The organism is Halobellus rarus (genome assembly GCF_024494595.1).
Taxonomy (GTDB): Archaea; Halobacteriota; Halobacteria; order Halobacteriales; family Haloferacaceae; genus Haloquadratum; species Haloquadratum rarum.
In genome coordinates this window covers 54,859-76,968 of the sequence record NZ_JANHDI010000014.1, presented here as the reverse complement: position 1 = coordinate 76,968, position 22,110 = coordinate 54,859, and the positions used below count along the sequence as shown (strand labels likewise).

At 66.2% G+C, this 22,110-nt stretch carries 25 protein-coding genes; 14 read left to right on the top strand and 11 right to left on the bottom strand.

Annotated elements, in window-relative coordinates; all coding sequences use genetic code 11:
- The first annotated feature begins 83 nt into the window (after nt 1-83).
- The 3 genes from NO876_RS16110 (at nt 84) to NO876_RS16100 (ending at nt 3,040) form a co-directional block, all read left to right on the top strand.
- Complete coding sequence (locus tag NO876_RS16110) at nt 84-1,154, top strand: amidohydrolase family protein (RefSeq protein WP_256422689.1); 1,071 nt, start codon at nt 84-86, stop codon at nt 1,152-1,154.
- On the top strand, nt 1,151-1,609 hold the full coding sequence (locus NO876_RS16105; RefSeq protein ID WP_256422688.1) for a metal-sulfur cluster assembly factor: 459 nt from the start codon (nt 1,151-1,153) through the stop codon (nt 1,607-1,609). The genes NO876_RS16110 and NO876_RS16105 overlap by 4 nt, the downstream gene beginning before the upstream one ends.
- An 87-nt stretch (nt 1,610-1,696) precedes the next feature.
- Nucleotides 1,697-3,040 carry an MFS transporter gene (locus NO876_RS16100; RefSeq protein WP_256422687.1) on the top strand — a complete coding sequence of 448 codons (1,344 nt, stop codon included), beginning with the start codon at nt 1,697-1,699 and terminating at the stop codon, nt 3,038-3,040.
- 41 nt (nt 3,041-3,081) lie between these two features.
- Here NO876_RS16100 and arsB read toward each other — a convergent pair whose 3' ends face one another.
- The 6 genes from arsB to NO876_RS16070 form a co-directional block, all read right to left on the bottom strand.
- Nucleotides 3,082-4,263 (bottom strand): ACR3 family arsenite efflux transporter, encoded by a 1,182-nt coding sequence (gene arsB / locus NO876_RS16095; protein ID WP_305883006.1) that lies wholly within the window; start codon nt 4,261-4,263, stop codon nt 3,082-3,084.
- A gap of 6 nt (nt 4,264-4,269) precedes the next feature.
- Nucleotides 4,270-4,719, bottom strand: coding sequence for an ArsR/SmtB family transcription factor (locus tag NO876_RS16090; protein ID WP_256422686.1), 450 nt, complete (start codon nt 4,717-4,719; stop codon nt 4,270-4,272).
- 220 nt (nt 4,720-4,939) lie between these two features.
- Nucleotides 4,940-6,028: an ABC transporter ATP-binding protein gene (locus NO876_RS16085; RefSeq protein WP_256422685.1), complete on the bottom strand. Its 1,089-nt coding sequence runs from the start codon at nt 6,026-6,028 to the stop codon at nt 4,940-4,942.
- 95 nt (nt 6,029-6,123) lie between these two features.
- Entirely contained in the window at nt 6,124-6,942 is an 819-nt protein-coding gene (locus NO876_RS16080) for an ABC transporter permease (RefSeq protein WP_256422684.1), read from the bottom strand.
- Entirely contained in the window at nt 6,939-7,871 is a 933-nt protein-coding gene (locus NO876_RS16075) for an extracellular solute-binding protein (protein ID WP_256422683.1), read from the bottom strand. Before NO876_RS16075 ends, NO876_RS16080 begins: the two co-directional genes overlap by 4 nt.
- 78 nt (nt 7,872-7,949) lie before the next feature.
- A complete protein-coding gene (locus NO876_RS16070) occupies nt 7,950-8,231 on the bottom strand; it encodes a CDGSH iron-sulfur domain-containing protein (RefSeq protein ID WP_256422682.1) in 282 nt (93 codons plus the stop codon).
- A gap of 192 nt (nt 8,232-8,423) precedes the next feature.
- On the opposite strand from NO876_RS16070, the gene NO876_RS16065 reads away from it, so the two are divergent.
- Together NO876_RS16065 and NO876_RS16060 are read left to right on the top strand one after the other, a co-directional pair.
- The gene (locus tag NO876_RS16065) at nt 8,424-8,609 is read left to right on the top strand and encodes a hypothetical protein (protein ID WP_256422681.1); all 186 of its coding nucleotides are present in this window, start codon (nt 8,424-8,426) and stop codon (nt 8,607-8,609) included.
- Between the two features lie 18 nt (nt 8,610-8,627).
- A complete protein-coding gene (locus NO876_RS16060; protein ID WP_256422680.1) occupies nt 8,628-9,422 on the top strand; it encodes an HpcH/HpaI aldolase family protein in 795 nt (264 codons plus the stop codon).
- Between the two features lie 63 nt (nt 9,423-9,485).
- Here NO876_RS16060 and NO876_RS16055 read toward each other — a convergent pair whose 3' ends face one another.
- Nucleotides 9,486-10,466, bottom strand: coding sequence for a calcium/sodium antiporter (locus NO876_RS16055; RefSeq protein ID WP_256422679.1), 981 nt, complete (start codon nt 10,464-10,466; stop codon nt 9,486-9,488).
- Nucleotides 10,467-10,783: 317 nt separating this feature from the next.
- Between NO876_RS16055 and NO876_RS16050 the strand changes: the two genes are divergently transcribed.
- The 5 genes from NO876_RS16050 to gcvPB all read left to right on the top strand — a co-directional run bounded on the left by NO876_RS16050 (nt 10,784) and on the right by gcvPB (nt 15,658).
- Nucleotides 10,784-11,002: a DUF1328 domain-containing protein gene (locus NO876_RS16050; protein ID WP_256422678.1), complete on the top strand. Its 219-nt coding sequence runs from the start codon at nt 10,784-10,786 to the stop codon at nt 11,000-11,002.
- Nucleotides 11,003-11,348: 346 nt separating this feature from the next.
- Nucleotides 11,349-12,440, top strand: coding sequence for a glycine cleavage system aminomethyltransferase GcvT (gene gcvT, locus NO876_RS16045; RefSeq protein ID WP_256422677.1), 1,092 nt, complete (start codon nt 11,349-11,351; stop codon nt 12,438-12,440).
- Nucleotides 12,440-12,820: a glycine cleavage system protein GcvH gene (gene gcvH / locus NO876_RS16040; RefSeq protein WP_256422676.1), complete on the top strand. Its 381-nt coding sequence runs from the start codon at nt 12,440-12,442 to the stop codon at nt 12,818-12,820. The genes gcvT and gcvH overlap by 1 nt, the downstream gene beginning before the upstream one ends.
- A gap of 70 nt (nt 12,821-12,890) precedes the next feature.
- Nucleotides 12,891-14,237, top strand: a complete 1,347-nt coding sequence (gene gcvPA, locus NO876_RS16035) for an aminomethyl-transferring glycine dehydrogenase subunit GcvPA (RefSeq protein ID WP_256422675.1) — start codon at nt 12,891-12,893, stop codon at nt 14,235-14,237.
- The gene (gene gcvPB, locus NO876_RS16030; protein WP_256422674.1) at nt 14,237-15,658 is read left to right on the top strand and encodes an aminomethyl-transferring glycine dehydrogenase subunit GcvPB; all 1,422 of its coding nucleotides are present in this window, start codon (nt 14,237-14,239) and stop codon (nt 15,656-15,658) included. The genes gcvPA and gcvPB overlap by 1 nt, the downstream gene beginning before the upstream one ends.
- 15 nt (nt 15,659-15,673) lie before the next feature.
- On the opposite strand, the gene NO876_RS16025 is transcribed toward gcvPB, so the two are convergent.
- Together NO876_RS16025 and NO876_RS16020 are read right to left on the bottom strand one after the other, a co-directional pair.
- Nucleotides 15,674-15,835: a DUF7838 family putative zinc beta-ribbon protein gene (locus NO876_RS16025; protein ID WP_256422673.1), complete on the bottom strand. Its 162-nt coding sequence runs from the start codon at nt 15,833-15,835 to the stop codon at nt 15,674-15,676.
- A gap of 107 nt (nt 15,836-15,942) precedes the next feature.
- Entirely contained in the window at nt 15,943-16,266 is a 324-nt protein-coding gene (locus NO876_RS16020) for a HalOD1 output domain-containing protein (protein WP_256422672.1), read from the bottom strand.
- 733 nt (nt 16,267-16,999) lie between these two features.
- Between NO876_RS16020 and NO876_RS16015 the strand changes: the two genes are divergently transcribed.
- The gene (locus tag NO876_RS16015) at nt 17,000-17,806 is read left to right on the top strand and encodes a TrmB family transcriptional regulator (protein WP_256422671.1); all 807 of its coding nucleotides are present in this window, start codon (nt 17,000-17,002) and stop codon (nt 17,804-17,806) included.
- A gap of 10 nt (nt 17,807-17,816) precedes the next feature.
- Here the strand turns inward: NO876_RS16015 and NO876_RS16010 are convergent, their stop codons facing one another.
- Entirely contained in the window at nt 17,817-18,164 is a 348-nt protein-coding gene (locus tag NO876_RS16010) for a hypothetical protein (RefSeq protein WP_256422670.1), read from the bottom strand.
- A 169-nt stretch (nt 18,165-18,333) separates the two neighbouring features.
- On the opposite strand from NO876_RS16010, the gene NO876_RS16005 reads away from it, so the two are divergent.
- Nucleotides 18,334-19,098, top strand: a complete 765-nt coding sequence (locus tag NO876_RS16005; protein ID WP_256422669.1) for an SDR family NAD(P)-dependent oxidoreductase — start codon at nt 18,334-18,336, stop codon at nt 19,096-19,098.
- A gap of 46 nt (nt 19,099-19,144) precedes the next feature.
- Here the strand turns inward: NO876_RS16005 and NO876_RS16000 are convergent, their stop codons facing one another.
- Nucleotides 19,145-19,603, bottom strand: a complete 459-nt coding sequence (locus NO876_RS16000) for an acyl-CoA thioesterase (protein WP_256422668.1) — start codon at nt 19,601-19,603, stop codon at nt 19,145-19,147.
- 142 nt (nt 19,604-19,745) lie between these two features.
- Between NO876_RS16000 and NO876_RS15995 the strand changes: the two genes are divergently transcribed.
- Together NO876_RS15995 and NO876_RS15990 are read left to right on the top strand one after the other, a co-directional pair.
- Nucleotides 19,746-20,315, top strand: a complete 570-nt coding sequence (locus NO876_RS15995) for a J domain-containing protein (protein ID WP_256422667.1) — start codon at nt 19,746-19,748, stop codon at nt 20,313-20,315.
- A 115-nt stretch (nt 20,316-20,430) separates the two neighbouring features.
- Complete coding sequence (locus tag NO876_RS15990; protein WP_256422666.1) at nt 20,431-22,053, top strand: GTPBP1 family GTP-binding protein; 1,623 nt, start codon at nt 20,431-20,433, stop codon at nt 22,051-22,053.
- The last annotated feature ends 57 nt before the right edge of the window (nt 22,054-22,110 follow it).

Genomic DNA, 22,110 nt, shown 5'->3' with positions numbered 1-22,110 from the left:
TGATCGCTCGCCGTCTCGATCGGCTCACGGCGCTACGCGTCCGGCCCCCAACAAATATCATCACGGTCTATCATTCACTACCTATGAGAGAACTGGACGACGTGTTCGTCGCGGACGCGGTCGTACACGCGTACAACCAGGCCGAATCGAACTTCAGGGTGCCACGGTACGCACAGCAGGTCGCCGAGATCGGCGTCGGGTTAGAGAGCAAGATGCCCGAGGGGTACCGGCGGACCCGCGAGTCGTTCCTCAGCGACTGGCCGATCGAGGAGACCGAGAACTCGCTCTTTCGGGAGAGCCGAACCGACTTCGCCGTCATCCATCCGCAATCTATCACGGTGTTCTACGACGGGCTCACCGCCGAGGCGAAGGCCGAGCAGTTCGTCGAGCGCAACCCGACGCGGACCGCGGCGCTGGCCAGCATCGACGCCGTCGGGATGGACGACCCGCAGGCGGAACTCACCCGGCAGGTCGAGGCGTTCGACCCCCACGGCGTGAAGGTGTACCCATCCTACTGGGAGGCCGACGGGACGCACCACGGGTTCAAGATGGACGATCCGGAGGTCGCGTTCCCGCTGTGGGAACGCGCCGCCGACCTCGGCCTCGACGTCGTCGCCGTCCACAAGGCGCTCCCGTTCGGCGCGGTCCCGATGGACTCGTACAAGGTCGGCGACGTCGAGGAGGCGGCGGCGTCGTTCCCGGATCTCACCTTCGAGATCGTCCACGGCGGGCTGTCCTTCGCCGAGGAGACGGGGTGGCAGATCGCCCGCCACCCGAACGTCTACGTCAACCTCGAACTCACGTTGGCCGAACTCATCACCGCGCCCGAGTCGTTCGCGGAGACGCTCGAAGACCTCCTCTACGGCGGCGGCGAGCAGGCGCTCGAGAAGATCCTCTGGGGCACCGGCGCGCCGCACTTCCACCCCGGCCTCCTGCTCGAACGCTTCTGGGAGTACGACTTCCCGGAGATGCAGAGCTTCTCCGGAACGTTCGAGATCACCCAGGAGGACAAAGAGAAGATCCTCGGCGAGAACTGGGCGGAGGCGCACGGCTTCGACATCGACGAGATCCGATCGGACATCGCGGACGACGAGTACAGCGACGTCGACCTGACCGACGAGTGGCAGTCCACGGGCTTCGAGGTGGCTCGATGAGCGCCGAATCCGAGAACCCCGGCGACGCCGGATCCGCGGTCGCCCCCGACACCATCGATCGGATCGACGCCGACGGGAGCGTCCCCGCCGCCCGCGTCTACGAGCGCCTGCGCGAGATCGTCGATCCCTGCAGCGCCGCCACCGGCTCGAACCTGAACATCGTCGAGATGGGGCTCGTGAAGTCGGTCGAGGTCGAGGACGGTCACGTCGACGTCGAGATGCGGCTCACCTCGCCGATGTGCCATATGGTCCCGTACTTCATCGAGGAGGTCGAAGGCGAGGTCGGCGACCTCGACGGCGTCGAGTCGGTCGAACTCGAAACCGACCACGGGTTCGAGTGGAGCGAGGAGCTGATGTCCGAAGCGGCCCAGCGCAAGCGGCAGGCCCTCCTCGACGAGCACGCGTCGCGGTATCGGGAGGAACAGTCGGACGAGAGCGCCGTCTCCGACGCCTGATTCGACCCGCTCGGACGCGGCTGTCGTGGAGGCTCCCACCCACGACCGGGGTTACTTTACGATTCGACGCGACCGTCCCGGTGGTAGATGGTCGACGACACCCCAGAACCCGAGACCGACGCGTCGGGACCGCTTGAGACCTTCCGTCGGTTCTTCGCGCTCGAACGCGACGTCTTGGTGCTGTCGCTGGCGATGTTCGCGTTCAGCCTCGGCTTCCAGATGACGAACCGGTTCCTCCCGGAGTACCTCGTCGCCCTCGGCGCGAGCGGGTTCGTCGTCGGCCTGTTCGGGACGGTCGGTAACGTCGTCTCGGCCGTCTATCCGTACCCCGGCGGCGCGATCTCGGACCGGATCGGCTCGCGGTACGCGCTCACGCTGTTCGGCCTGGTGTCGACGGTCGGGTTCGGCTTCTGGCTCGTCGCCCCCGGGATCGGCCCGCTCTCGCTCGCGGGACTGACCGTCGAGCCGTGGGTCTGGATCTTCGTCGGTCTGCTGCTCGCACAGGCGTGGAAGTCCTTCGGACTCGGAGCGACCTTCGCGGTCGTCAAGCAGGCGACCGATCCCTCCCGACTCGCCGCGGGCTTCGCCAGCACCGAGACGTTCCGGCGGACCGCGTTCCTCGTCGGCCCCGTGCTCGCGGCCGTGCTCATCGGCCTCCATCCGGCGTTCACGGTGAGTTTCCGGTACGTTCTCGCCGTGGCGGTCGCCTTCGGCGTCGTCGGCACCGTCGTCCAGCACCTGCTGTACGACGCGAGCGAGGACACGATCGGCGGTTCCTTCGCCGGCGTCGCAGCGGTCAGACGCGATCTTCGGGAGATGCCGAGCGAGCTGCGACCCCTGCTCGTCGGCGACACGCTCGTCCGCTTCGCCAACGGGATGGTCTACGTCTTCTTCGTGCTCGTGGTCACGCGGATCTACGAGGTCGGCCTGGAGACGACTGTCTCGCTCCCGGGCGTCTCCTACGCGATCGACCTCTCGCCGGCCGCGTTCTTCGGCTACCTGCTCGGCGTGGAGATGCTGATCGCGCTGCTCGTGATGGCTCCCGCCGCGAAGGCGGCCGAGCGCGTCGGGCTGAAGCCCGTCGTCGCGCTCGGGTTCGCCGTCTACGCCGCCTTCCCGGTCGTCCTGATCTACGCGCCGGCGACCTCGGTGGCGATGGTTCTCGTCTTCGCGTTCTCGGGGCTCCGCTTCGCCGGGCTCCCCTCGCACAAGGCGCTGATCGTCGGCCCCGCACAGCGGGGTGCCGGCGGGCGCGTCACCGGGACCTATTACCTGCTGCGGAACACGGTCGTGATCCCGAGTGCGGCCCTCGGCGGCTACCTCTGGGAGTTCGTGAGCCCCGAGGTGGCGTTCACGGTCGCGGCCGCCGTCGGCGTCGTCGGAACGGGCTACTTCCTCCTCTTCGGTGAGGAGTTCGCGGCGTACGCGTAGTCGGAAAAGCCGAGTCGAGCCCTCGTCGCTGTCGGACAGTATCAGTCGTCGTCGGTCGTCGAGTCGGCCGCGTCGGCCGCGACTTCGCCGGTCGGTCCGTCGAGGCTTCCGGTCGTGTAGCCGCCCCAGTCGAACTTCCGCTGGAAGGACAGCGCGACGTTGACGAGCGCCAGCAACACGGGAACCTCGATGAGCGGGCCGACGACGGTCGCGAACGCGACCCCGGAGCCGACGCCGAAGACCGCGACGGCGACCGCGATGGCCAGTTCGAAGTTGTTCGAGGCCGCGGTGAAGCCGATCGCCGTCGTCGTCGAGTAGTCCGCGCCGATCCCGCGTCCCATCCCGAAGCTGACGAGGAACATCACGACGAAGTAAATCGTCAGCGGAACGGCGATGAGCAGGACGTCGCCCGGCGAGGCGACGATCGCGCCGCCCTGCGTCGCGAACATCACGATCACGGTGAACAGCAGCGCGACGAGCGTCAGCGGGTCGATCTTCGGAACGAACACGTCGTCGTACCACGCTCGGCTCTTGAGGCGGGTCCCGACGTACCGCGTGAGAAAGCCGCCGGCGAACGGGATCCCGAGGAACACGACGATCGCCTCGAACACCTGCATCGGCGTGATATCGAACGTCGAGATGCCCGCGACCAGCGACTCCATCCCGAGCAATGGAGGCAGAAACAGCGCGAAGAACCAGACGTACACGCCGTAGGTGACGATCTGAAAGAGGCTGTTGAACGCCACGAGGCCGGTCACGTACTCCGTCGATCCCTCGGCGAGTTCGTTCCAGACGAGCACCATCGCGATGCACCGGGCCATCCCGATGAACACGAGCCCGAGGAAGTACTCCGGGCGCGCGGGAAGCCCGGGGACGAGTCCGCTGAAGAAGACGACCGCGAGTCCGAACATCAGCGTCGGGCCGATCAGCCAGTTCTGCACGAGACTCAGCCCGAGAACCCGCCAGTTGCTGAAGACCGTCGGGAGCCGCGAGTAGTCGGCCTTCGCCAGCGGCGGGTACATCATCAGGATCAGCCCGATCTCGACGAGGTGGAGGTTCTGGATCGGCCGGGTGACGGCGGGGGCGACGTACCCGAGGCCGACGCCGACCGCCATCGCGCCGAAGATCCAGACGGTGAGGTACTTATCGAGGAAGTCCATCGACCGCGGATCCCCACAGCTCTCGCACTCGCAGTTCGGGCCGTGCTCGTGGGCCTCACTCATCGGCGGTCACTCGCCTCCCGACGTGTTGCCGATCCCGCCGCCGTTCGCGCCACCGGCCGCGCCGCCGCTGACGCTCCCCTCGACGACGGTGACGAGCGCCACCGCGCGGTTGGTCGCCCGGTACATCTTCCAGCGCCCGTCCTTTCGGCCCTCCGCGAGCCCCGCGTCGACGAGTTTCGAGAGCGCGTGACTGAGCCCGCTCTCGCTCACGTCGACGACCGCGTTCAACTCACAGACGCACAGTTCCTCCCCGGCGGCGACGAGGACCCGGACGAGGGTGTAGCGCGTCTCGTTCGCGAGCGCGGAGACCACGTCCAGTTCGGCCTCGACCTGGTCTCGGCCGAGCGCCGCCTCGAGCGTCCCGAGCTCGTCGAGTCGGCGCTCGACGTCCTCGCTGCGACACTCTCCGAGTTCGTCCTCCAGGTAGCGCTGGAGCCGTTCCGTTGCTTGTGCCATCACCAATTAGTTGATGAATATCTAAATTAACTGTTCCGGTAGCGAGCGCTACAGTGGGGCCAAAAACCGGCATCTCCCGCGAGAACAGTCGTCAAAGCCGCAGCTGTGCCCCTAGCTTGAATTAGATCTGAATTGAAATCTTGTTCAGGTGGTAGACGACCGACCCTCGCCCATCCGTCTCGATCTGCCGGGCGGTCGGGAGCAGCGTGATCTCCGTCGCTCAAACCGCCGACAGCGGCACCCGACGTCCTTCGTCGCGATCGAACAGGTGGAGACGATCCCCCGGAAACGCCACGGCGACGTCGTCGTCGACCGCCGGCGGCGACGACACCTGCTCTGCGACGAGGTCCTCGCCCGATCCGATCCGGACTGTCACGTCGTAGCGGCGACCGACGTCGGCGACGTGAGCGACCGTCCCTCGGATGGACGGGTTCGTGGCCCGGCTCTCGGCCGGACGAACCGAGAGGTCCTCGGGGTGAACGTGACACGTGACCGTCGAGTCGTCTGAGACATCCGCCTTCACGCCTCTGATCTCGACGGTTTCGTCGCCTCGACGGACCGTGAGCGGATTCGATTTCAGCACCGTCGCCGAGAACGTGTTCGCCCGACCGAGGAACGACGCGACGAAGGGCGTCGGCGGGGATTCATAGAGGTCTCGCGGCCGCCCCCTGCCGACGATTCGGCCCTCGTTCATCACGACTAGGCGGTCGGCCAGCGCCATCGCGTCCTCCTGGTCGTGCGTGACGAACAGCGTCGTCACGCCGGTCTCCCGCTGGATTCGCGCGATCTCCTCGCGCAACCGGATACGCAGCGTCCGATCGAGCGCCGATAGCGGCTCGTCGAGCAACAGCACGTCCGGCGACGGTGCCAGCGCCCGCGCCAGTTCCGCCCGTCGGCGCTGCCCGCCGCTCAGCTCGGTCGGGCGCGCCTCGCGCTGGTCGTCGAGCGCGACCAACTCGAGGTGTTTCGACACTAACGCCTCCCGGCGAGCGGGGGCGACGCCCCGGGCGTCGAGCCCGTAGGCGACGTTCTCGCCGACGGTCATGTGCGGATACAGCGTCGACCGCTGGAAGACGATGCTCACCCCTCGATCCTCCGGCGGTACCCCGGTCACGTCCTCGCCGTGGAGCGCGATCCGGCCGGCCGTCGGGCGGACGTGGCCCGCGATCGACTGGACGACGGTCGTCTTCCCACACCCGCTCGGGCCGACCAGCGCGACCAGTTCGCCCGCCTCGATCCCGAACGACACGTCGTCGACGGCGAGTTCGTCGCCGTAGCGGTGCGAGAGGGCGTCGATTGCCAGTCTCACTCGACTCTCACCCGTCTCATTCGTCACTCACCTGCATCATTCGCCGGTCACTAGTGTCCTTCGTCGGTATCCAGATTCGTCCGTCGATCCTACTCTCATCCGTCGACCACCGTCGGAATCCGGCCGAATCGCTGTACCGCGGTGATAACGGCGAGCGTGATAGCGAGCAGTGCGAGCGCGAGTGGGACGACCGTGTCGATGCCACCAGAAATAAAGTCGATCCAGATCCGCGTCGGAATCGTCCGAGGGTTGTACGCGACCATCATCGTCGCCCCGAACTCACCGATCGCCCGGGCGAACGTCAGGGTGATTCCGGCGAGGATCGCCCCGCGGGCCAGCGGGAGCGAGACGTTCCAGAACGTCGCGAGCGGTCCGTATCCGAGGGACCGAGAGGCCTGTTCCAGTCGCTCGTCGACGCTGCCGAAGCCCGCGCGTGCCGTGATGACGACGAACGGCGCGGCGACGAACGTCTGGGCGAGGACGACGCCGAGGAGGCTCCCCGTGAGCGGAACGCCCGCGGCGGCCGCGACGCGCCCGACCGGAGTGAACCGTCCGACGGCCGTCAGGAGCATCGCCCCCCCGACCACCGGCGGGAGGACCAGCGGCAGCACCACGATCCCTTCGACCAGCCGCTTGCCGACGAACGACGCCCGCGCGAGGAGATACGCCAGAGGCACGCCGAACACCGTCGCGACCGCCGTCGAGACGGGCGCGGTGAGAAGCGAGTTACGGATCGCCGCCTGTGCCTCCGGCGTCGACAGCCTGGCGGCGACGTTCGCCGTCCCGGTGCGCGAGAGAAACGACAGAAACGGAAACGCGAAGTAAACGAGCAGGAACCCGCCGAGAACCGCCGGAACGAGCCGTCCCGGAACCCGAAACGATCGCCCGGAACCGACGGTGTCAGTGCGGTTCATCCCTCGACGTCCTCCGGGAGGTCGCCGTGACCGCGCGGCAGATCGGCTGTGACGGTCAGTCCCGCCTCGTCGAGGAGGCCAGGGTTATCGGCGAGAAACTGCACCAGCCGCCGGCCCGCGTCCGGGTTGTCGGCACCCTGCTTCGTCGTGGCGTTGTAGATGATCGGACGGCCCTCCGCCGTGTATCCCTCTTCTGTGGTATACGCGGCCGTCGAGTAGTGATCTGACAGTGACGGGTCGGAGAAGTTGTACGCGTCGGGGAACTCGACGAACGGCATTCCGTGATCGACGGCCATATTCCGATAGACGACCGCTGCGGCGCGAGAGCCGCTCTCGACACCGGCCATCAGCTGCGGTTCTTCCGGTTCTAGATACACGCGTCGGGACATCTCTTCCCGGAAGCCGTCGAGGCCGTGTTCGCGCTCTGCGAGTTCGAACGCCTGGAGCGCGCGATAGCCGAGCGGGTCCAGGTCCGGGTCGCTGATGGCGACCTCACCGTCGTCGACCTCGCGCGCCACCTCGTACCAGGGACGTCCGGCGTCGAGGGCCCGCCCGACCGACGTGGACTTATGGTAGCCGAGACCCAGGCTGTTCGTCGCGAACTCGACGTCCCAGTCCGTGAACTCGCCGTAGAGTCGGTCTCGGAGGAGCGTCGCGTCTGCGCTCACGATCACGTCGGGGTGTTTCGTTCGATCCTCGACCATCCGCATCACGGCGTTGGTTCCGTAGTACTCGCCGTGAACCGCGGTCCCCGTCTCCGCTTCGAATGCGGGTGCGACGTAGTCGTCGAAGGTGGTTGCGAGGCTTCCGGCCGACAGAACGGAGACCGATTCGGCGGCCGCTCCGGTACAGCCGGCATATCCACCGGCGGCAGCGGTTCCGACCGCCGCCAGGTACGCCCGTCTCGAAATTCCCCTCCCCGTCGACATAGTAGAAACCATATTAAGTATCTAATTAAGAATAACGAAACCGAATACAGTTTCGCGTCGAAACCGCCCGTCGCGACGTCACTCCTGACGGGTGGTGGATTCGCTGTCGTCGTCCGTCGTTTCGTCGGCGACGTAGGCGACGTGATCGACCGCGCGGCGACGAACGGTCTCATCCACCTCGACGTACCGGTACAGGGTGTCGCCGTCTTCGGCCCTGGTCTTCCGGTGGGTACCGTCGCAGAACGGGAACTCCCCGGAGAGACCGCAGCGACAGACGGCGACGTCTCCCTTTTCGGAGTCCAAGTCGGACTCGTCGAGTTTCAGCGGCGCGGTCGCGTCGAGTTCTACTAACCGTCCCATAGTCGGTGTTCGCCCCGAAACCAGATAACCACGGCGCTCGCGCGTGTTTAACGAGTCTGCTCCTCACGAAATTACCGCAAAAAAACCACCGGCGATCGGCCGACCGGTACCTGTCTCTCGATTAATCACATATACTTGTATGATGAAAATACAGCGTGTTTTCTTTCGAGTGTCCCGAACTTTCTACCTGCGATGAGCAACCAAGAGAAAGACCGGTTCAAGCGAGTTGATAGAGCGATCGCTCAGGTGCGCAAGGAGTTCGACGAGGTCATCGACGAGTCGAGAGAAGCAGGTAGTGAGGCCCGCGAGGACGTGCGAGAGGCGATCGACGACGTCGAAGCCCGGATCGACAGACTCCGAAACCGCCCCGACGAGTAATACCACATCAGATTGTTTATGAATTCCACCCAGCCCGCTAACGACCTCGCCGCGACCCTGGACGACGGAGAGATCGCGCTCGGGATACTCGACAACACGTACAGTCCGACGCTCGTAGAGTTCTACGGTGAGCTCGACTTGGATTTCGTCTGGCTGGATCTCGAACACGGCGGACCGGACCCGTGGGACGCGAGTCGGTTAGAAGACCTGCTCCGCGCCGCCGAACGGACGGATATCGAATTACTCGTTCGGCTTCCCGATACGGATCCAACGCTCGTCCGGAAAGCGCTGGATCTCGGTGTGAGAAACGTGTTCCTCTCCCGCGTGGAAACCGCCGAGGAAGTCCGAGAGGCGGTTCGCTCCGCCCGGTTCCGCTACGACGATGGCCCCGGTGACCGCGGACTGGCGTCGCCGCGGGCTCGCCGCTGGGGTCTCGCTGACGATTACATCGCCACCGAAGACAGAGAGACCCTCGTCGGTGTGACCATCGAGACCGAGGCGTCCATCGAGAACCTCGACGACATCCTCGCCGTCCCGGAGTTGGGATTCGTCTTCATCGGCCCGCTCGATCTCTCGGTGTCGCTCGGCTGCCCCGGCGAAATCGACCATCCGGACGTGCAGGAAGCCGTCGAGACGGTCCGATCGACGGCCCTCGATGCGGGTGTCCCCGTCGCAGGTCTCGGGTTCGGGATGGACGACGTCAACGAAAAAGCGACGAACGGCTACCAGATGCTGAACCTCGGGAGCACGACCGGGGCGCTCGAGCAGACCGTTACTGGCTGGTTCGACGCCTACGGACAGAGCGACGCTTGAACTGGCCCCCTCTGTGTTTCAATCGGGGGTGGTGTCCGTTATTGCCCTCGTCTCGGGCGTCTCTCAGCCGACCAGCCCCAGCAGTCCCAGGATCCACCGTCCGACCTCCGAGGCAGCGAACAGCGCTCCCTCCGGCCGCGAGAGCTGTCGGCCCGTCCACAGCGCCGCGACTATGACCACGGTGACGACGACGAGCCACGCGACGGACTCGAGCGCGACGGATCCGAACGACAGCGGTCGGATGACCGCGGCAACCCCTAACACGCCGAGCACGTTGAAGACGTTGCTTCCGACGATGTTCCCCACGGACACGCCGAGCCGTCGTTGCCGCATCGCCACCAGTGAGACGGCGAACTCCGGGGTCGCGGTGCCCGCAGCGACGATGGTGCCGCCGATGACCGAGTCGGGGATGCCCGCTCCTCGCGCCAGCGCGGTGGCCGCCCCCACCATCAGGTCGCCGCTCACCAGGACCACGGCGAGCCCCAGCACCAACAGGACCGCATCCCGCCCACGGAACGTCACACGTTCGGTCAGTGCCGTCGGTATCCCCGCTTTTTCGGGACCGAGATCCGCGGTCGAGGGGTCCGCTCCGGTTCGGAGCAGGTACGCCGTGTAGGCGACGAACGAGACGACGAGCACGGCCCCTTCGACACGGAACACCGTGCGGTCGAGCATAACTGCGGCACCGACGAGCGTGCTCACGACCAGAACCACACCGTCGCGGTGGATCAGCGACCGCTCGATCGGAACGACCCGAACCAGCGAGACGACGCCGAGTATGAACGCGAGATTGTAGATGTTCGACCCGACGACGTTGCCGACCGCGATCGCCCCCAGGCCGGCCAGTGCCGCGTCGGCGGTGACCACCAGCTCCGGAGTGGAGGTGCCGGCGGCGACGATAGTGAGGCCGATAGTCAGCTCCGACACCCCGAGCCGGCGGGCCAGTCGGACCACGGAATCGACGAGGAAACGGGCCCCGACCCAGAGCCCCGCGACTGTCGCAACGAGAAGACCGACCTGGACGGCGGGTCCGCCGCTCACCATCGCGTGTCGTGAGAGATGTCCACAGGTGGCTGCATAAAACCAGTCATCGACTGGGTGAAGCCGGCGCAAACGACAGCACGTCCCCCCGCAACGGGTCACTGTCCGGTGAGAATTGGTCAGGGAGAATTCCGTTACCGGACGGAACGACGGAACCGAGAATCGACGGAGTGAATAGCAACTCCGAATTTCCCAATGGGATAACGGCCTGATTGTCCGGATGGATCACTGCTACTCGAACGGAGTTATCCGGTTACTCAAAAATACGATGCGGAGTGAATACGTCGCGGGTTGAAATACTCGGGAAACGTAGGTCCGCTATGGTACTCCCACACGGAGTTCTGGATAGTGCTGTCTCAGTCCAGGCCGTGCCGTTGCAGTTCGGCGGAGGCTTCATCGAGCTTGCAGTCCTCTTTTTGATACTCGCGATCGTCGCAGCGGTGCTCGGTGCTCGGGGGGTCGCGGGAATCAGTATGGAAATCGCAAAATGGCTCGTCATCATCTTCGTCGTCCTCGCTATTGTCACGTTCATTCTGTAGACTCACCCGAACCGCTCTCGGTGGGCCCCATCTCCTTCGGGGCCTTCTTCGCACTCGCTCGGACTCCTTCCGTCGTGTCGCCCCGTTGTTCTCGAGGTGTCGGCTCCGACAGCGACGACCGCCGGTCCGTATTTGGGACGGGGAGACGGGTCATCGAATTACTCAAAACCGCGTCTCGTGAAGGCGTCGCCATTTGATAACGAAGCCGCTCCGCTCTTTTCGTACCTCGCTCCACGCGAATGAGCTCCCTCGGAAACCCACGTTTGTTATTGCAGTATACGATTTACCACCCGCAGAGGGCGGCCGACATACCAAAACATTTCTTGCCGCGAACCCTCCGTCCACTATGGCCCTTCGGAAGCCGCCGCTGTACGACGTCTACGCCACAGACGCGACGTTCACCGGGTTCGGCGGGTGGGATATGCCCGTCGAGTTCGAATCGATCCGAGCCGAGCACGAGGCCGTGCGCGACTCGGTCGGGATCTTCGACGTCTCACATATGGGCGAAATAGTCGTGAGCGGCCCGGACGCGACGCTCCTGATGCAGCGGCTCACGTCGAACGACGTCGAGGCGCTCTCGCCCGGGGAGTCGCAGTACTCGGCGATCACCGACGAATCGGGGGTCATCGTCGACGACACGATCGTCTACCGGTTGCCCGAGGCGGAAGACCGGTACCTCTTCGTGCCGAACGCCGGCCACGACGAGGCGGCGTACCGCCGGTGGGTCGACCACAGGGACGAGTGGGACCTCGACAGCGAGGTCCGAAACGAGACCGACGCGTGGGCGATGGTGGCGGTGCAAGGGCCGGACGCAGCCGAGGCGGTCGACCACGCGACGGACGCCGACGTCGCCCCGCTATCGTGGGGTGACGTGATTAGGGCCGACGTCGCCGGCGTTGGATCGCTCGTCTCGCGGACGGGCTACACCGGCGAGGACGGGTTCGAGATCATCTGTCCGACCGACGAGGTCGAGCCCGTCTGGTCCGACTTCGCGGCGGACTGCACCCCCTGCGGGCTCGGCTCCCGCGATACGCTCCGGACGGAGATGGGCTTTCTCCTCTCGGGGCAGGACTTCGATCCCGACTCGGAGCCGCGCACCCCCTACGAGGCGGGGATCGGCTGGACCGTCGCGCTCGATACCGACTTCGTCGGTCGCGACGCGCTTGCCACCGTCGCCGAGGAGGGAGTCGAGGAGACGTTCGTCGGCCTGCTCCTGCGGGAACGCGGGATCGCCCGGCACGGCCACGAGATCGTCGACGACGGCGACGTCGTCGGCCACGTGACGAGCGGGACGATGAGCCCCACGCTGGGGGAGCCGATCGCGCTCGGCTACGTCCCGACGTCGCTCTCTGAGCCCGGGACGGAACTCTCGGTCGTCGTTCGCGGACAGGAGAAGCGCGCCGAAATCGTTACCACACCATTCATCGAGGACAACTAATGTTCGAAGTACCCACAGACCGCAAGTACCAGGAATCGCACGAGTACGCAACGACCGACGGAGAGACCGCGACGGTCGGCATCACCGACTTCGCTCAAGACGAACTGGGCGACGTCGTCTTCGTCGAACTGCCGGCTGTCGGCGACGAGATCTCGCAGGGCGAAGAGTTCGGCGTCGTCGAGTCGATCAAGGCCGTTTCGGACCTCTACGCGCCTGTCTCGGGGACCGTGACCGCCGTCAACGAGGACCTGTTCGACCGCCCCGAACTGGTGAACGAGGAACCCTACGGCGACGGCTGGATGCTCGAAGTCGAGGTCGGCGACGACGCCGAGTTCGACGAGTTGCTCTCCGCGGACGACTACCGCGAGCAGACCGAGTGATCACGATGCACCCGAACGTGCGTTCGACGCGGACGCGAACTGCCCTCTCGGTCAGCGGGAGGTGCGACGGATGAGCGAGGGTGGACGTCACGAGCGGGTCGCCGGCAGCCCGTACACGCCGCACACGCCCGAGCAGACCGCCGAGATGCTCGCGGCGGTCGGCGTCGACAGCGAGGCGGATCTCTTCGACGTTCCATCCGAAGTTCGGTTCGACGGCGACCTCGGAATCGAGCCCCGGAGCGAGCGCGAACTCCGCGCGGAGCTGACGTCGGCGCTCGCGAAGAACGACGACCTGACCGAGTTCCTCGGACGCGATCACCACTCACACTACGTCCCGTCGGTCGTCGACGACCTCTCTCAGCGAGCCGAGTTCCTGACCTCGTACACGCAGTACCAGCCGGAGATCGCCCAGGGGTTCCTGCAGGCGCTCTTCGAGTACCAGTCGCTCGTCGTCGAGCTGACCGGGCTCCCGGTCGCGAACTGCTCGATGTACGACGCCGCGACGGCGCTGGGTGAGGCGGCCAGGCTCGCCGATCGGGTCCGGAAGGTGTCCGGATCCGTCGTGTGGATTCCCGAAATCCTCCACGAGAACAAGCGCGCGGTGCTCGAAAACTACGTCGACGGCACCGATCTGGCGGTCGAGACGTATCCGATGGCCGACGGGACCGTCGACGTCGACGCGCTTTCGGAACTCGCAGACGGGGACGCGGCGATGATCTACGCCGAGAACCCGACGGTTCACGGGACGATCGAAGCCAACCTCTCCGACATCGGCGACGTCGCCGACGAGGCGGGCGCGCTGTTCTGTCTCGGAACCGACACCGTCGCGCTCGGCCTGCTCGAAGAGCCGGCGAGCGTCGGTGCCGACGTCGTCGTCGGCGAGGCCGACGCGCTGGGGCTGCCGACGGCCTACGGGATGGGGCTAGGGCTCTTTGCGACGCGGGAGGACTTCCTCAGACAGGTCCCCGGACGGCTCGTCGGGGCCGGCGAGGACGCCGGCGGCAAGCGCGCGTACACGCTCACGCTGCAGACCAGAGAGCAGCACATCCGCAAGGAGCGCGCCACCTCGAACATCTGCACGAACCAGGCGTGGGTGGCGCTGCGGACCGCGATGCACCTCGCCTGGCTCGGTCCGGACGGCCTCGTCGACCTCGCGAGCCAGTGCGTTCGCGAGGCGGCGTCGCTCGCGACGCGGTTGAACGAACTCCCGGGACTCAAGGCGCCGGTCCACGACCGACACCACTTCCGGGAGTTCCTCGTCCGGACCGACCAGCCGGCCCCGGCGATCGCGCGGGACCTCGAAGCGGACGGCTTCGCGGTCCACGTCGTCGGCGACCACCGGCTGCAGGTCTGTGTCACCGACGTGAACGCCGAGGCGGCGGACGCGCTCGTCGCGGCGTTCGAGGAGGCACTATGATGAACCACGATCAGGCACGCTACGGCGACGACGACCGGTACGAATCGCTGCTCTCCGAGAAGGACACGACGACCGTCGAGGTCGACGGGAAGTCGCCGCTGCCCGACGATCTGACCCGAGACAGTCTCGAACTGCCCGGGCTCTCCGAGCCGGAGCTGTCGAGGCACTACACCCGGCTCTCGCAGATGAACTGGAGCGTCGAGACCGGGCCGTACCCGCTCGGGTCGTGCACGATGAAGTACAACCCCTCGTTCACCGAGGACGTCGCGGCCGACCCGAACGGGAGCGTCCACCCCGACCGCTCCGAGGAGAGCGTCCAGGGGACGCTCGAACTCCTCTACGGCCTCCAGGACTACCTCGCGCGGATCGGCGGGATGGACGCGGTGACGCTGCAGCCGCCCGCGGGCGCGGCCGGTGAGTTCACCGGGATTATGATCGCGAAGGCGTGTCACGAGGCCCGCGGCGATCCCCGATCGGAGGTGATCGTGCCCGCGTCGGCGCACGGAACGAACTTCGCGAGCGCGGCGATGGCCGGCTACGACGTCGTCGAGCTGCCCTCCGGCGAGGACGGCCGCGTCGACCTCGACGCCCTCGAAGCGGCCGTCTCCGAGGAGACGGCGGCGCTGATGCTGACGAACCCCAACACCGTCGGGCTCTTCGAGCGCGACATCGCCGAGATCGCCGACATCGTCCACGACGCGGGCGGCCTGCTGTACTACGACGGCGCGAATCTCAACGCGTTGCTCGGGCGGGCCCGCCCCGGCGACATGGGCTTCGACGTGATGCACTACAACGTGCACAAGACGTTCGCGACGCCGCACGGCGGCGGCGGTCCCGGCGCGGGTCCGGTCGGCGTCACCGAGGAACTCGCCGAGTTCCTTCCCCGACCCCACGTCCGCGAGCGCGACGGCCGCTACGAACTGTACGATCCCGAGCGGAGCATCGGAAAGGTCCACGGCTACCAGGGGAACTGGCTCGTCCTCGTGAAAGCGTACGCCTACATCGCTCGACTCGGGGATTCGGGACTGAAAGACACCTCGGCGAAGGCCGTGTTGAACGCGAACTACCTCGCCGAGCGGATCGACTACGACATCCCGTACAGCCCGTTCCACCACGAGTTCGCCGCGACGGCGGGCGAGCGCGACGCCGCCGACGTCGCGAAGGGGATGCTTGATTACGGGGTTCACCCGCCGACGACGAAGTGGCCCGAGTTCGTCCCGGAGGCGATGCTCACAGAGCCGACTGAAGCCGAGAGCAAAGCCTCGCTGGACGACCTCGCGAACGCCTTCGACGCCGCGATGGCCGACTCCGAGGAAGAACTCGAAGCCGCGCCGTCGAAGACGACGGCGCGGCGGATCGATCAGGCAGACGCGGCGCGGAACCCGCAACTCTCCTGGCGCGCACTCGGCGAAGAGGAGTAGTTATTCGTCGGCCGCCTACGCTTTCGCGGTGCTGATGCCGTTGATTTCGATGAAGCCGTAGCCGCACTCGTTGCAGCTCCACTTCGTCTTCGTCCCGAGGTGGAGTGTCATCGACGCCGTCTTCCAGAATCCGTTATGTCCGCACTCGGGGCACTCGTACTCGCGTTCGAGGCTCATACCCACCGGTTCGGCACCGCTGGTGTTGAAGATACTGATTCGGTCGCCCATCCCCGGTTATACACCGCATTTCACGATATATAAATCGGGTCTGTTGGGGGGCGCGGTCACACCCTCGTCGCACCGGTGCGAACGACGACCTCGCCGTCTCCGTAAATCGTGACCCGGTGTCCGTCGAGAGCCAGAGAGATACAGATGTCCCGCCCGACGGCCGACGGCGGAATCGACGCCACGAGCGCGTTCAACGCGTCGGGGTCCAGCGAGTCGTACAGCGGTCCGAGCGACGTCGGCTCGCTGCCGGTCGCTTTGGCAACGGTCTCGACGACCGCCGTCGACGGCGGCGTCGACTCCCACTCGTAGTGGGCGCGGACCGGTTCGTCGGTACGATCCGGATCCGAGTCAGTCGGTGCCCCGCTTCGGTTTTCGCTCATTTCGTCCTCTTCGGTGATGTTTCGCTTCGATCCATTGCTGTTGGTTGGTGTTACGGTGCAGTTGCAGTCCTTCAAGTGCTATTGCGACGGGATAGTACGTACCGCCCGCAACGGATTGTGCATCCGACCGATGCCGTCGTGCGATCGAGTGGGCGACGGTGTGCAGATATCAGTACCGACTGTTCCCCGTATCAGGTCGGTGGTCGGGACCCGCCTCTCGAACGATTACCCGGGCATCCGCTCAGGACGGTCCGACCTTCCGCGAGGAAAGCCTCCCCGGTGTGATCCGCCACTACAGACCGAGGTATGTCGCGCGAATCAGTGTCCATCGTATGTGCCTCTGACGCTTCGAAACTCAGCCATAGAGATGACTGAGTCGGCGCGCGGGTTGTGGTTGGGACACAAATCCTGGGCGCGCCAACTGTAGGGTACCTCCCCTCCCGTATAACCATTTTGTGATTAACCGAGTGACTCACCAGCGACGATCAGTATCCGGTCTCTCTCCACTGGAAAGATTTTGCACCGCTCGTGAATCTCTCAGTAACAACGGAAGAATCGCGACACTCGCAGCCTCCCGGGGCGGCGGAGAAGACCTGAAGCCGCCCGACGACGTCCCTCTCTGGGGGGCAACTGACTAACGAAACACGGCCGCTCGCACAGTAACAACGCCTATCAGTCCAGCGACGAGATGTGCTGACGACCTGGGGATACCCCGGGCTGTGAGTTGGGACATATGAGCACGGACAACGCGTTGGAGGAGGCAACGGAGGTGCTCCAGCAACTGGGGCTGAAGGAGTACGAGGCACAGTGTTTCGTCGGCCTCTCGCGGCTGTCGACGGGTACGGCGAAACAGCTCAGCGAGATCACCGACGTTCCACGGACGCGCGTGTACGACGCCGTTCGGGTGCTGGAAGCACAGGGACTCGTCGAGATCCAGCACTCGAGCCCACAGCGGTTCCGGGCGGTCCCGCTGGAAGAGGCGACCGAGACGCTTCGGGACCAGTACGAGACGCGCGTGGACCGTCTGAGCAACGCGCTTCGGGCCGCCGGCGAGATGGAACCCAAAGACGAGGGCCCGGTACAGGAGATGTGGGCCCTCTCCGGGGGCGAGGCGATCGCGAACCGGGCGAATCAACTTCTCACGAACGCCGCCGAGGAGGTCGTCCTGGTGCTCGGCGACGATTCGCTACTGACCGACGAGCTGACCGCCACAATCGGTGGTCTCGACGATGAGGTGGACGTGCTCGTCGGCGCGGTTAGCGAGTCACTGGAAGCACAGATTCAGGCGTCGCTCCCGAGAGCCACGACGTTCGTCTCCGGCCTCGAATGGTTCCGCCCCCAGGAGGGGTCCGGTGACGAGTTGTCGATCGGCCGACTCCTGCTCGTGGACCGGTCGAACATCCTCGTGAGCACGATCGTCGCCGGGACGCTCGAAGAGCAGGCGATCTTCGGCGGCGGCTTCCGGAACGGGCTCATCGTGATCGCGCGGCGACTGCTGTCGCAGGGGCTGTTTCCCGGTCGCGATCCGCGCGAGGAGTAACGGACCCTCGTCACCGCAGGTCGTCCGGCAGCAGCGCCTCGTTGTCTTCGAGCAGTTCCAAGAGCGGCCTGATGCCGTCGAACTGGGGGCCGTCAGCCACGAGACGTCGGCCGCGGTTCGAGTCGTCCTCCACATACGAATCGACGTAGCCGAGCGCCTCCAACTTCGGGAGGTGGACGTGGGCCATCCGGATATCGAGTGCCCGCTCGTCGCCGTCGGATTCGATCGCACCGGCGTCGATCGGGATCTCACCGGTTCTCGTCGTCTCCAGCAGCGCAAGGAGCAGTCGCCGACGTTCGGGATCTGATATCGCCTCCAGTTGCGAATCGAAAGACGCCACAGAAATCTGCTCGCTCATACGTCGTCGTGGTGCCACAGCATCCTAACGTGTGGACAAATTCACGCCGAATGAAATTGTGATTATTCGAGTTAACTATGTGATTTCGAGACAGAGAACGCCACGCTGAACGATCTCGTCCCCCTCGTTCCGACGCTGCGCTTTTGATAGCTCGTTGTGAAGTCCGTGTATGGGTTCGTTCACAGACGCGGTCGCGGTGGTCACCGGCGGCGGATCGGGTATCGGACAGACGACCGCCTTGGAGTTCGCGGATCGAGGGGCGAACGTCGTCGTCGCCGACGTCGACGTGGCGGGCGGCGAGGAGACCGTCGCGGAGATCGAAGACGCCGGCGGACGGGCGCGGTTCGTCGAGACCGACGTCACCGATCCGGCGGCGACGCGGGCGATGGTCGACGTCGCCGTCGACGCGTACGGTCGACTGGACTACGCGTTCAACAACGCCGGAATCGGCGGCGAGCAGACCCCGGTCACCGACTACGATCCCGAGGACTGGCGCGCCGTCATCGACGTGAACCTGATCGGGGTGTTCAATTGCCTGCAACCCGAGATCGAACAGATGCAGGCCCAAGACGGCGGGGGCGCGGTCGTCAACAACTCCTCGATCCTCGGGAAGGTCGGGTTCGAGACGTCCTCGGGATACGTCGCCGCGAAGCACGGGCTGTTGGGGTTGACGAAGACGGCCGCACTGGAGAACGGCGAGACGGGCGTGCGCGTCAACGCCGTCTGCCCGGGGTTCATCGAGACGCCGCTCTTGGAAGCGGGCGGCATCACGTCCGACCCCGAGATGCGTTCGCAGATCGAGAGCCTGCACGCGATGAATCGACTCGGTACGCCCCAGGAGGTCGCCGACGCGGTCTGCTGGCTCTGCTCGGACGAGGCGTCGTTCGTCACGGGCGAAGCGCTCGGCGTCGAGGGCGGCTATCTGAGTCGGTGACCGTCGGGGTCCGTTACGGGGCGTTCCGCCCAACGGATTGCTCGGTTCACTGCTCGTCGACGCGCTCGTCTGTGACGTCGCCGTTGGCGGCGTCTCTGAGTTCGATCGCCCGCTCGGAGGAGACGTCGAGGTCGGGGACGGGCGTCGGCGCGTTGTCCTCGTCGATGGCGACGTAGACGAAGTGCGATTCGGTCGTGAGTTCGGTCTCGCCCGAGAGCGGGTCCTCGCTGAACACGCGGAGGTAGACGCTCACGCTCGTCGTCCCGGCGTCGTAGACGTAGGACTCGATGAGCGCGGTGTTGCCGCGGGGGATCGGCCGGTGGAAGTCGACGCCCTCCATCTGGGCGGTGACGACGGTCTCGCCGGCGAACCGCATCGCCGACATCGCGCCGACCTCGTCCATCCACTTGACGACGTTGCCGCCGTGGGCCGTGTCGTTGTTGTTGGTGTCGTTCGGCTGGACCAGTACCCGGTTCTCGATGTACGTGTCTTCGAGCGCGATCACAGCTGGCTATCTCTCCACGCGGATAATCGTTCTGTCGTCTCGGTTCCACCGGCGGTCGGGTCGGTCTGTCCGCCGAACGCCCGGGTGACCAGTCGGCCAACGTGCCGGGAGGCTTACGGTTATCGACGCCCTCCACCCGGACGTGGACGAAGACGGACTCGTCATCGGCATCGCCGCGGTGTTCGCCGGGACGACGGTGCTGTTCGCCGTCCTCGGTTTCGTCTATCAGCCGCTGCTGTTCCTCTTCGCGACGATCTTCGCGATCGCGACGTACCTCCTGTGGTACCACGCGAGCGGCCGCCTCGGCGAGCGAGTCAGGAGAACTGCCGGGAGCGCACGCGAGCGGCGACGACGCCGGGCGAACGCGGCCTCACGGGGACCGGGAGACTTCGACGGGTTCGGCCCCGGACGCCGAGCGGCCGGCTCCGGGCGCGAGCGGCGGTCGGACACCGGGTGGGAGCGTCGTGCGGACGGCCGCGGAGCGGCCGGTAGCCAGCAGTGGGGAGATCGTCGGCGACGGCAGCAACGCGACTCGGACCGGCCCACGCGGGCGGAGGCGTATCGAACGCTGGGCCTGGACGCCGACGCGGACCAGACGGCGGTGAAGGCCGCCTATCGCGAGCGGGTGAAGGCCGTCCACCCCGACACCGACGACGGCGACGAGGAGCAGTTCAAGCGCGTCAACCGCGCCTACGAACGGCTCAAAGAGTAGGGTCGATACGACGTCGTGACGCTGCAACCCGAGTATCGGGTCTCCGTAGCGCTACTGTGACACGGGAACTCACACCACGAAAAGGGTTTTATCAAGTGATTCCCTATCCGCGGCCATGAGCGCTGACCGGGCCGTACTGGAATCGGCCCTCGAGCGCGGCGAGGAGGAGGGCGGCAGCGTCGAGTTCAAAGAGCGGCTCTCGCGAGAGCTCCACCTCGCCGACGGTCGGCTGGAAAGCCTCGCGGCGCAACTGCGCCACCGCGTGCTCTCCGGCGACGGCACGGCGACCTACGTCGTCGGTGTCACCGACGACGGCGGTATCGCCGGCATCACGCCGGAGGAGTTCTCCGAGTCGATGGACGTCCTCTCGATCCTGGCCGAGGAGGCGGGCGCGCACATCGACGACGTCGAGACCTGGGGCGTCGGCGACGACGGCGACCGGGGGCTCGTCGGCGTCGCGACGGTCACGGAGGGAGCCGTCCTCGACGTCGACGACGACCACATCGTCGTCGGGACCGCCGGCCACGTCGACCACGGCAAGTCGACGCTCGTCGGCTCGCTGGTCACCGGGACCGCCGACGACGGCCAGGGCCAGACCCGCGGCTTCCTCGACGTCCAGCCCCACGAGGTCGAACGCGGGCTCTCGGCGGATCTCTCCTACGCCGTCTACGGGTTCACCGACGACGGCCCGGTCCACCTGGACAACCCGCATCGCAAGTCTGATCGCGCCCGCGTCGTCGAGGAGTCGGATCGGCTGGTCTCCTTCGTCGACACCGTAGGACACGAGCCCTGGCTGCGGACGACGATCCGGGGACTCGTCGGGCAGCGACTCGACTACGGCCTCCTCGTGGTCGCCGCCGACGACGGGCCGACGAAGACCACCCGCGAGCACCTCGGGATCCTGCTCGCGATGGAACTCCCGACGGTCGTCGCGATCACGAAGGCGGACGTCGTCGACGCCGACCGACTCGAGGACGTCGAACGCGAGGTCGAACGGCTGCTTCGAGACGTCGGGCGGACGCCGCTCCGTGTCGACAGACACGGCGTCGACGCGGCCGTCGAGGAGCTGGGCGACTCGGTCGTCCCGATACTGGGGACCAGCGCGGTCACGATGGACGGCCTCGACGACCTCGATTCGATGTTCGAACGGCTCCCGAAGACGACGCGGGAGTCCGGCGGCGACTTCCGGATGTACGTCGACCGGACGTACTCGGTGACGGGCGTCGGCGCGGTCGCCTCCGGAACCGTGAATTCCGGGAGCGTCGAGGCCGGCGACGAACTGCAGATCGGGCCGATGCCGGACGGCTCCTTCCGCGAGGTCGAGGTCCGCTCGATCGAGATGCACCACCACCGCGTCGACCGGGCGAAGGCCGGCCGCATCGTCGGCATCGCGCTCAAGGGCGTCAGCGAGGCGGAGATCGAACGCGGGATGGCGCTGCTCCCGGTCGACGACGACCCGCGGGCGGTCCGCTCCTTCGAGGCCGAGGTGATGGTGTTGAATCATCCTACCCGGATCCGCGAGGGGTACGAGCCCGTCGTGCACCTGGAGACGGTGAGCGAGGCGGTCGTCTTTCGACCCGAGGGCGGGCAGTTGCTCCCGGGCGATACCGGGACGGCGACGGTCGAGTTCAAGTTCCGGCCGTATCTCGTCAGGGAGGGCCAGCGGTTCGTCTTCCGCGAGGGCCAATCGAAGGGTGTCGGGACGGTGCTGGACGTCGACGACGACGGCGACCGGTAGTCGGTAGCGACCGCTCACCTCCGCGAGCAGTCGCCTGCGAACCGCGCCGCGACGTTG

What these genes read in the sequence shown, in the direction of transcription:
- NO876_RS16110 (WP_256422689.1), top strand. Translation starts at nt 84, where the DNA reads ATGAGAGAACTGGACGACGTGTTCGTCGCGGACGCGGTCGTACACGCG.
- NO876_RS16105 (WP_256422688.1), top strand. Translation starts at nt 1,151, where the DNA reads ATGAGCGCCGAATCCGAGAACCCCGGCGACGCCGGATCCGCGGTCGCC.
- NO876_RS16100 (WP_256422687.1), top strand. Translation starts at nt 1,697, where the DNA reads ATGGTCGACGACACCCCAGAACCCGAGACCGACGCGTCGGGACCGCTT.
- arsB (WP_305883006.1), bottom strand. Translation starts at nt 4,263, where the DNA reads ATGAGTGAGGCCCACGAGCACGGCCCGAACTGCGAGTGCGAGAGCTGT.
- NO876_RS16090 (WP_256422686.1), bottom strand. Translation starts at nt 4,719, where the DNA reads ATGGCACAAGCAACGGAACGGCTCCAGCGCTACCTGGAGGACGAACTC.
- NO876_RS16080 (WP_256422684.1), bottom strand. Translation starts at nt 6,942, where the DNA reads ATGAACCGCACTGACACCGTCGGTTCCGGGCGATCGTTTCGGGTTCCG.
- NO876_RS16075 (WP_256422683.1), bottom strand. Translation starts at nt 7,871, where the DNA reads ATGTCGACGGGGAGGGGAATTTCGAGACGGGCGTACCTGGCGGCGGTC.
- NO876_RS16070 (WP_256422682.1), bottom strand. Translation starts at nt 8,231, where the DNA reads ATGGGACGGTTAGTAGAACTCGACGCGACCGCGCCGCTGAAACTCGAC.
- NO876_RS16065 (WP_256422681.1), top strand. Translation starts at nt 8,424, where the DNA reads ATGAGCAACCAAGAGAAAGACCGGTTCAAGCGAGTTGATAGAGCGATC.
- NO876_RS16060 (WP_256422680.1), top strand. Translation starts at nt 8,628, where the DNA reads ATGAATTCCACCCAGCCCGCTAACGACCTCGCCGCGACCCTGGACGAC.
- NO876_RS16055 (WP_256422679.1), bottom strand. Translation starts at nt 10,466, where the DNA reads ATGGTGAGCGGCGGACCCGCCGTCCAGGTCGGTCTTCTCGTTGCGACA.
- NO876_RS16050 (WP_256422678.1), top strand. Translation starts at nt 10,784, where the DNA reads ATGGTACTCCCACACGGAGTTCTGGATAGTGCTGTCTCAGTCCAGGCC.
- gcvT (WP_256422677.1), top strand. Translation starts at nt 11,349, where the DNA reads ATGGCCCTTCGGAAGCCGCCGCTGTACGACGTCTACGCCACAGACGCG.
- gcvH (WP_256422676.1), top strand. Translation starts at nt 12,440, where the DNA reads ATGTTCGAAGTACCCACAGACCGCAAGTACCAGGAATCGCACGAGTAC.
- gcvPA (WP_256422675.1), top strand. Translation starts at nt 12,891, where the DNA reads ATGAGCGAGGGTGGACGTCACGAGCGGGTCGCCGGCAGCCCGTACACG.
- gcvPB (WP_256422674.1), top strand. Translation starts at nt 14,237, where the DNA reads ATGAACCACGATCAGGCACGCTACGGCGACGACGACCGGTACGAATCG.
- NO876_RS16025 (WP_256422673.1), bottom strand. Translation starts at nt 15,835, where the DNA reads ATGAGCCTCGAACGCGAGTACGAGTGCCCCGAGTGCGGACATAACGGA.
- NO876_RS16020 (WP_256422672.1), bottom strand. Translation starts at nt 16,266, where the DNA reads ATGAGCGAAAACCGAAGCGGGGCACCGACTGACTCGGATCCGGATCGT.
- NO876_RS16015 (WP_256422671.1), top strand. Translation starts at nt 17,000, where the DNA reads ATGAGCACGGACAACGCGTTGGAGGAGGCAACGGAGGTGCTCCAGCAA.
- NO876_RS16010 (WP_256422670.1), bottom strand. Translation starts at nt 18,164, where the DNA reads ATGAGCGAGCAGATTTCTGTGGCGTCTTTCGATTCGCAACTGGAGGCG.
- NO876_RS16005 (WP_256422669.1), top strand. Translation starts at nt 18,334, where the DNA reads ATGGGTTCGTTCACAGACGCGGTCGCGGTGGTCACCGGCGGCGGATCG.
- NO876_RS15990 (WP_256422666.1), top strand. Translation starts at nt 20,431, where the DNA reads ATGAGCGCTGACCGGGCCGTACTGGAATCGGCCCTCGAGCGCGGCGAG.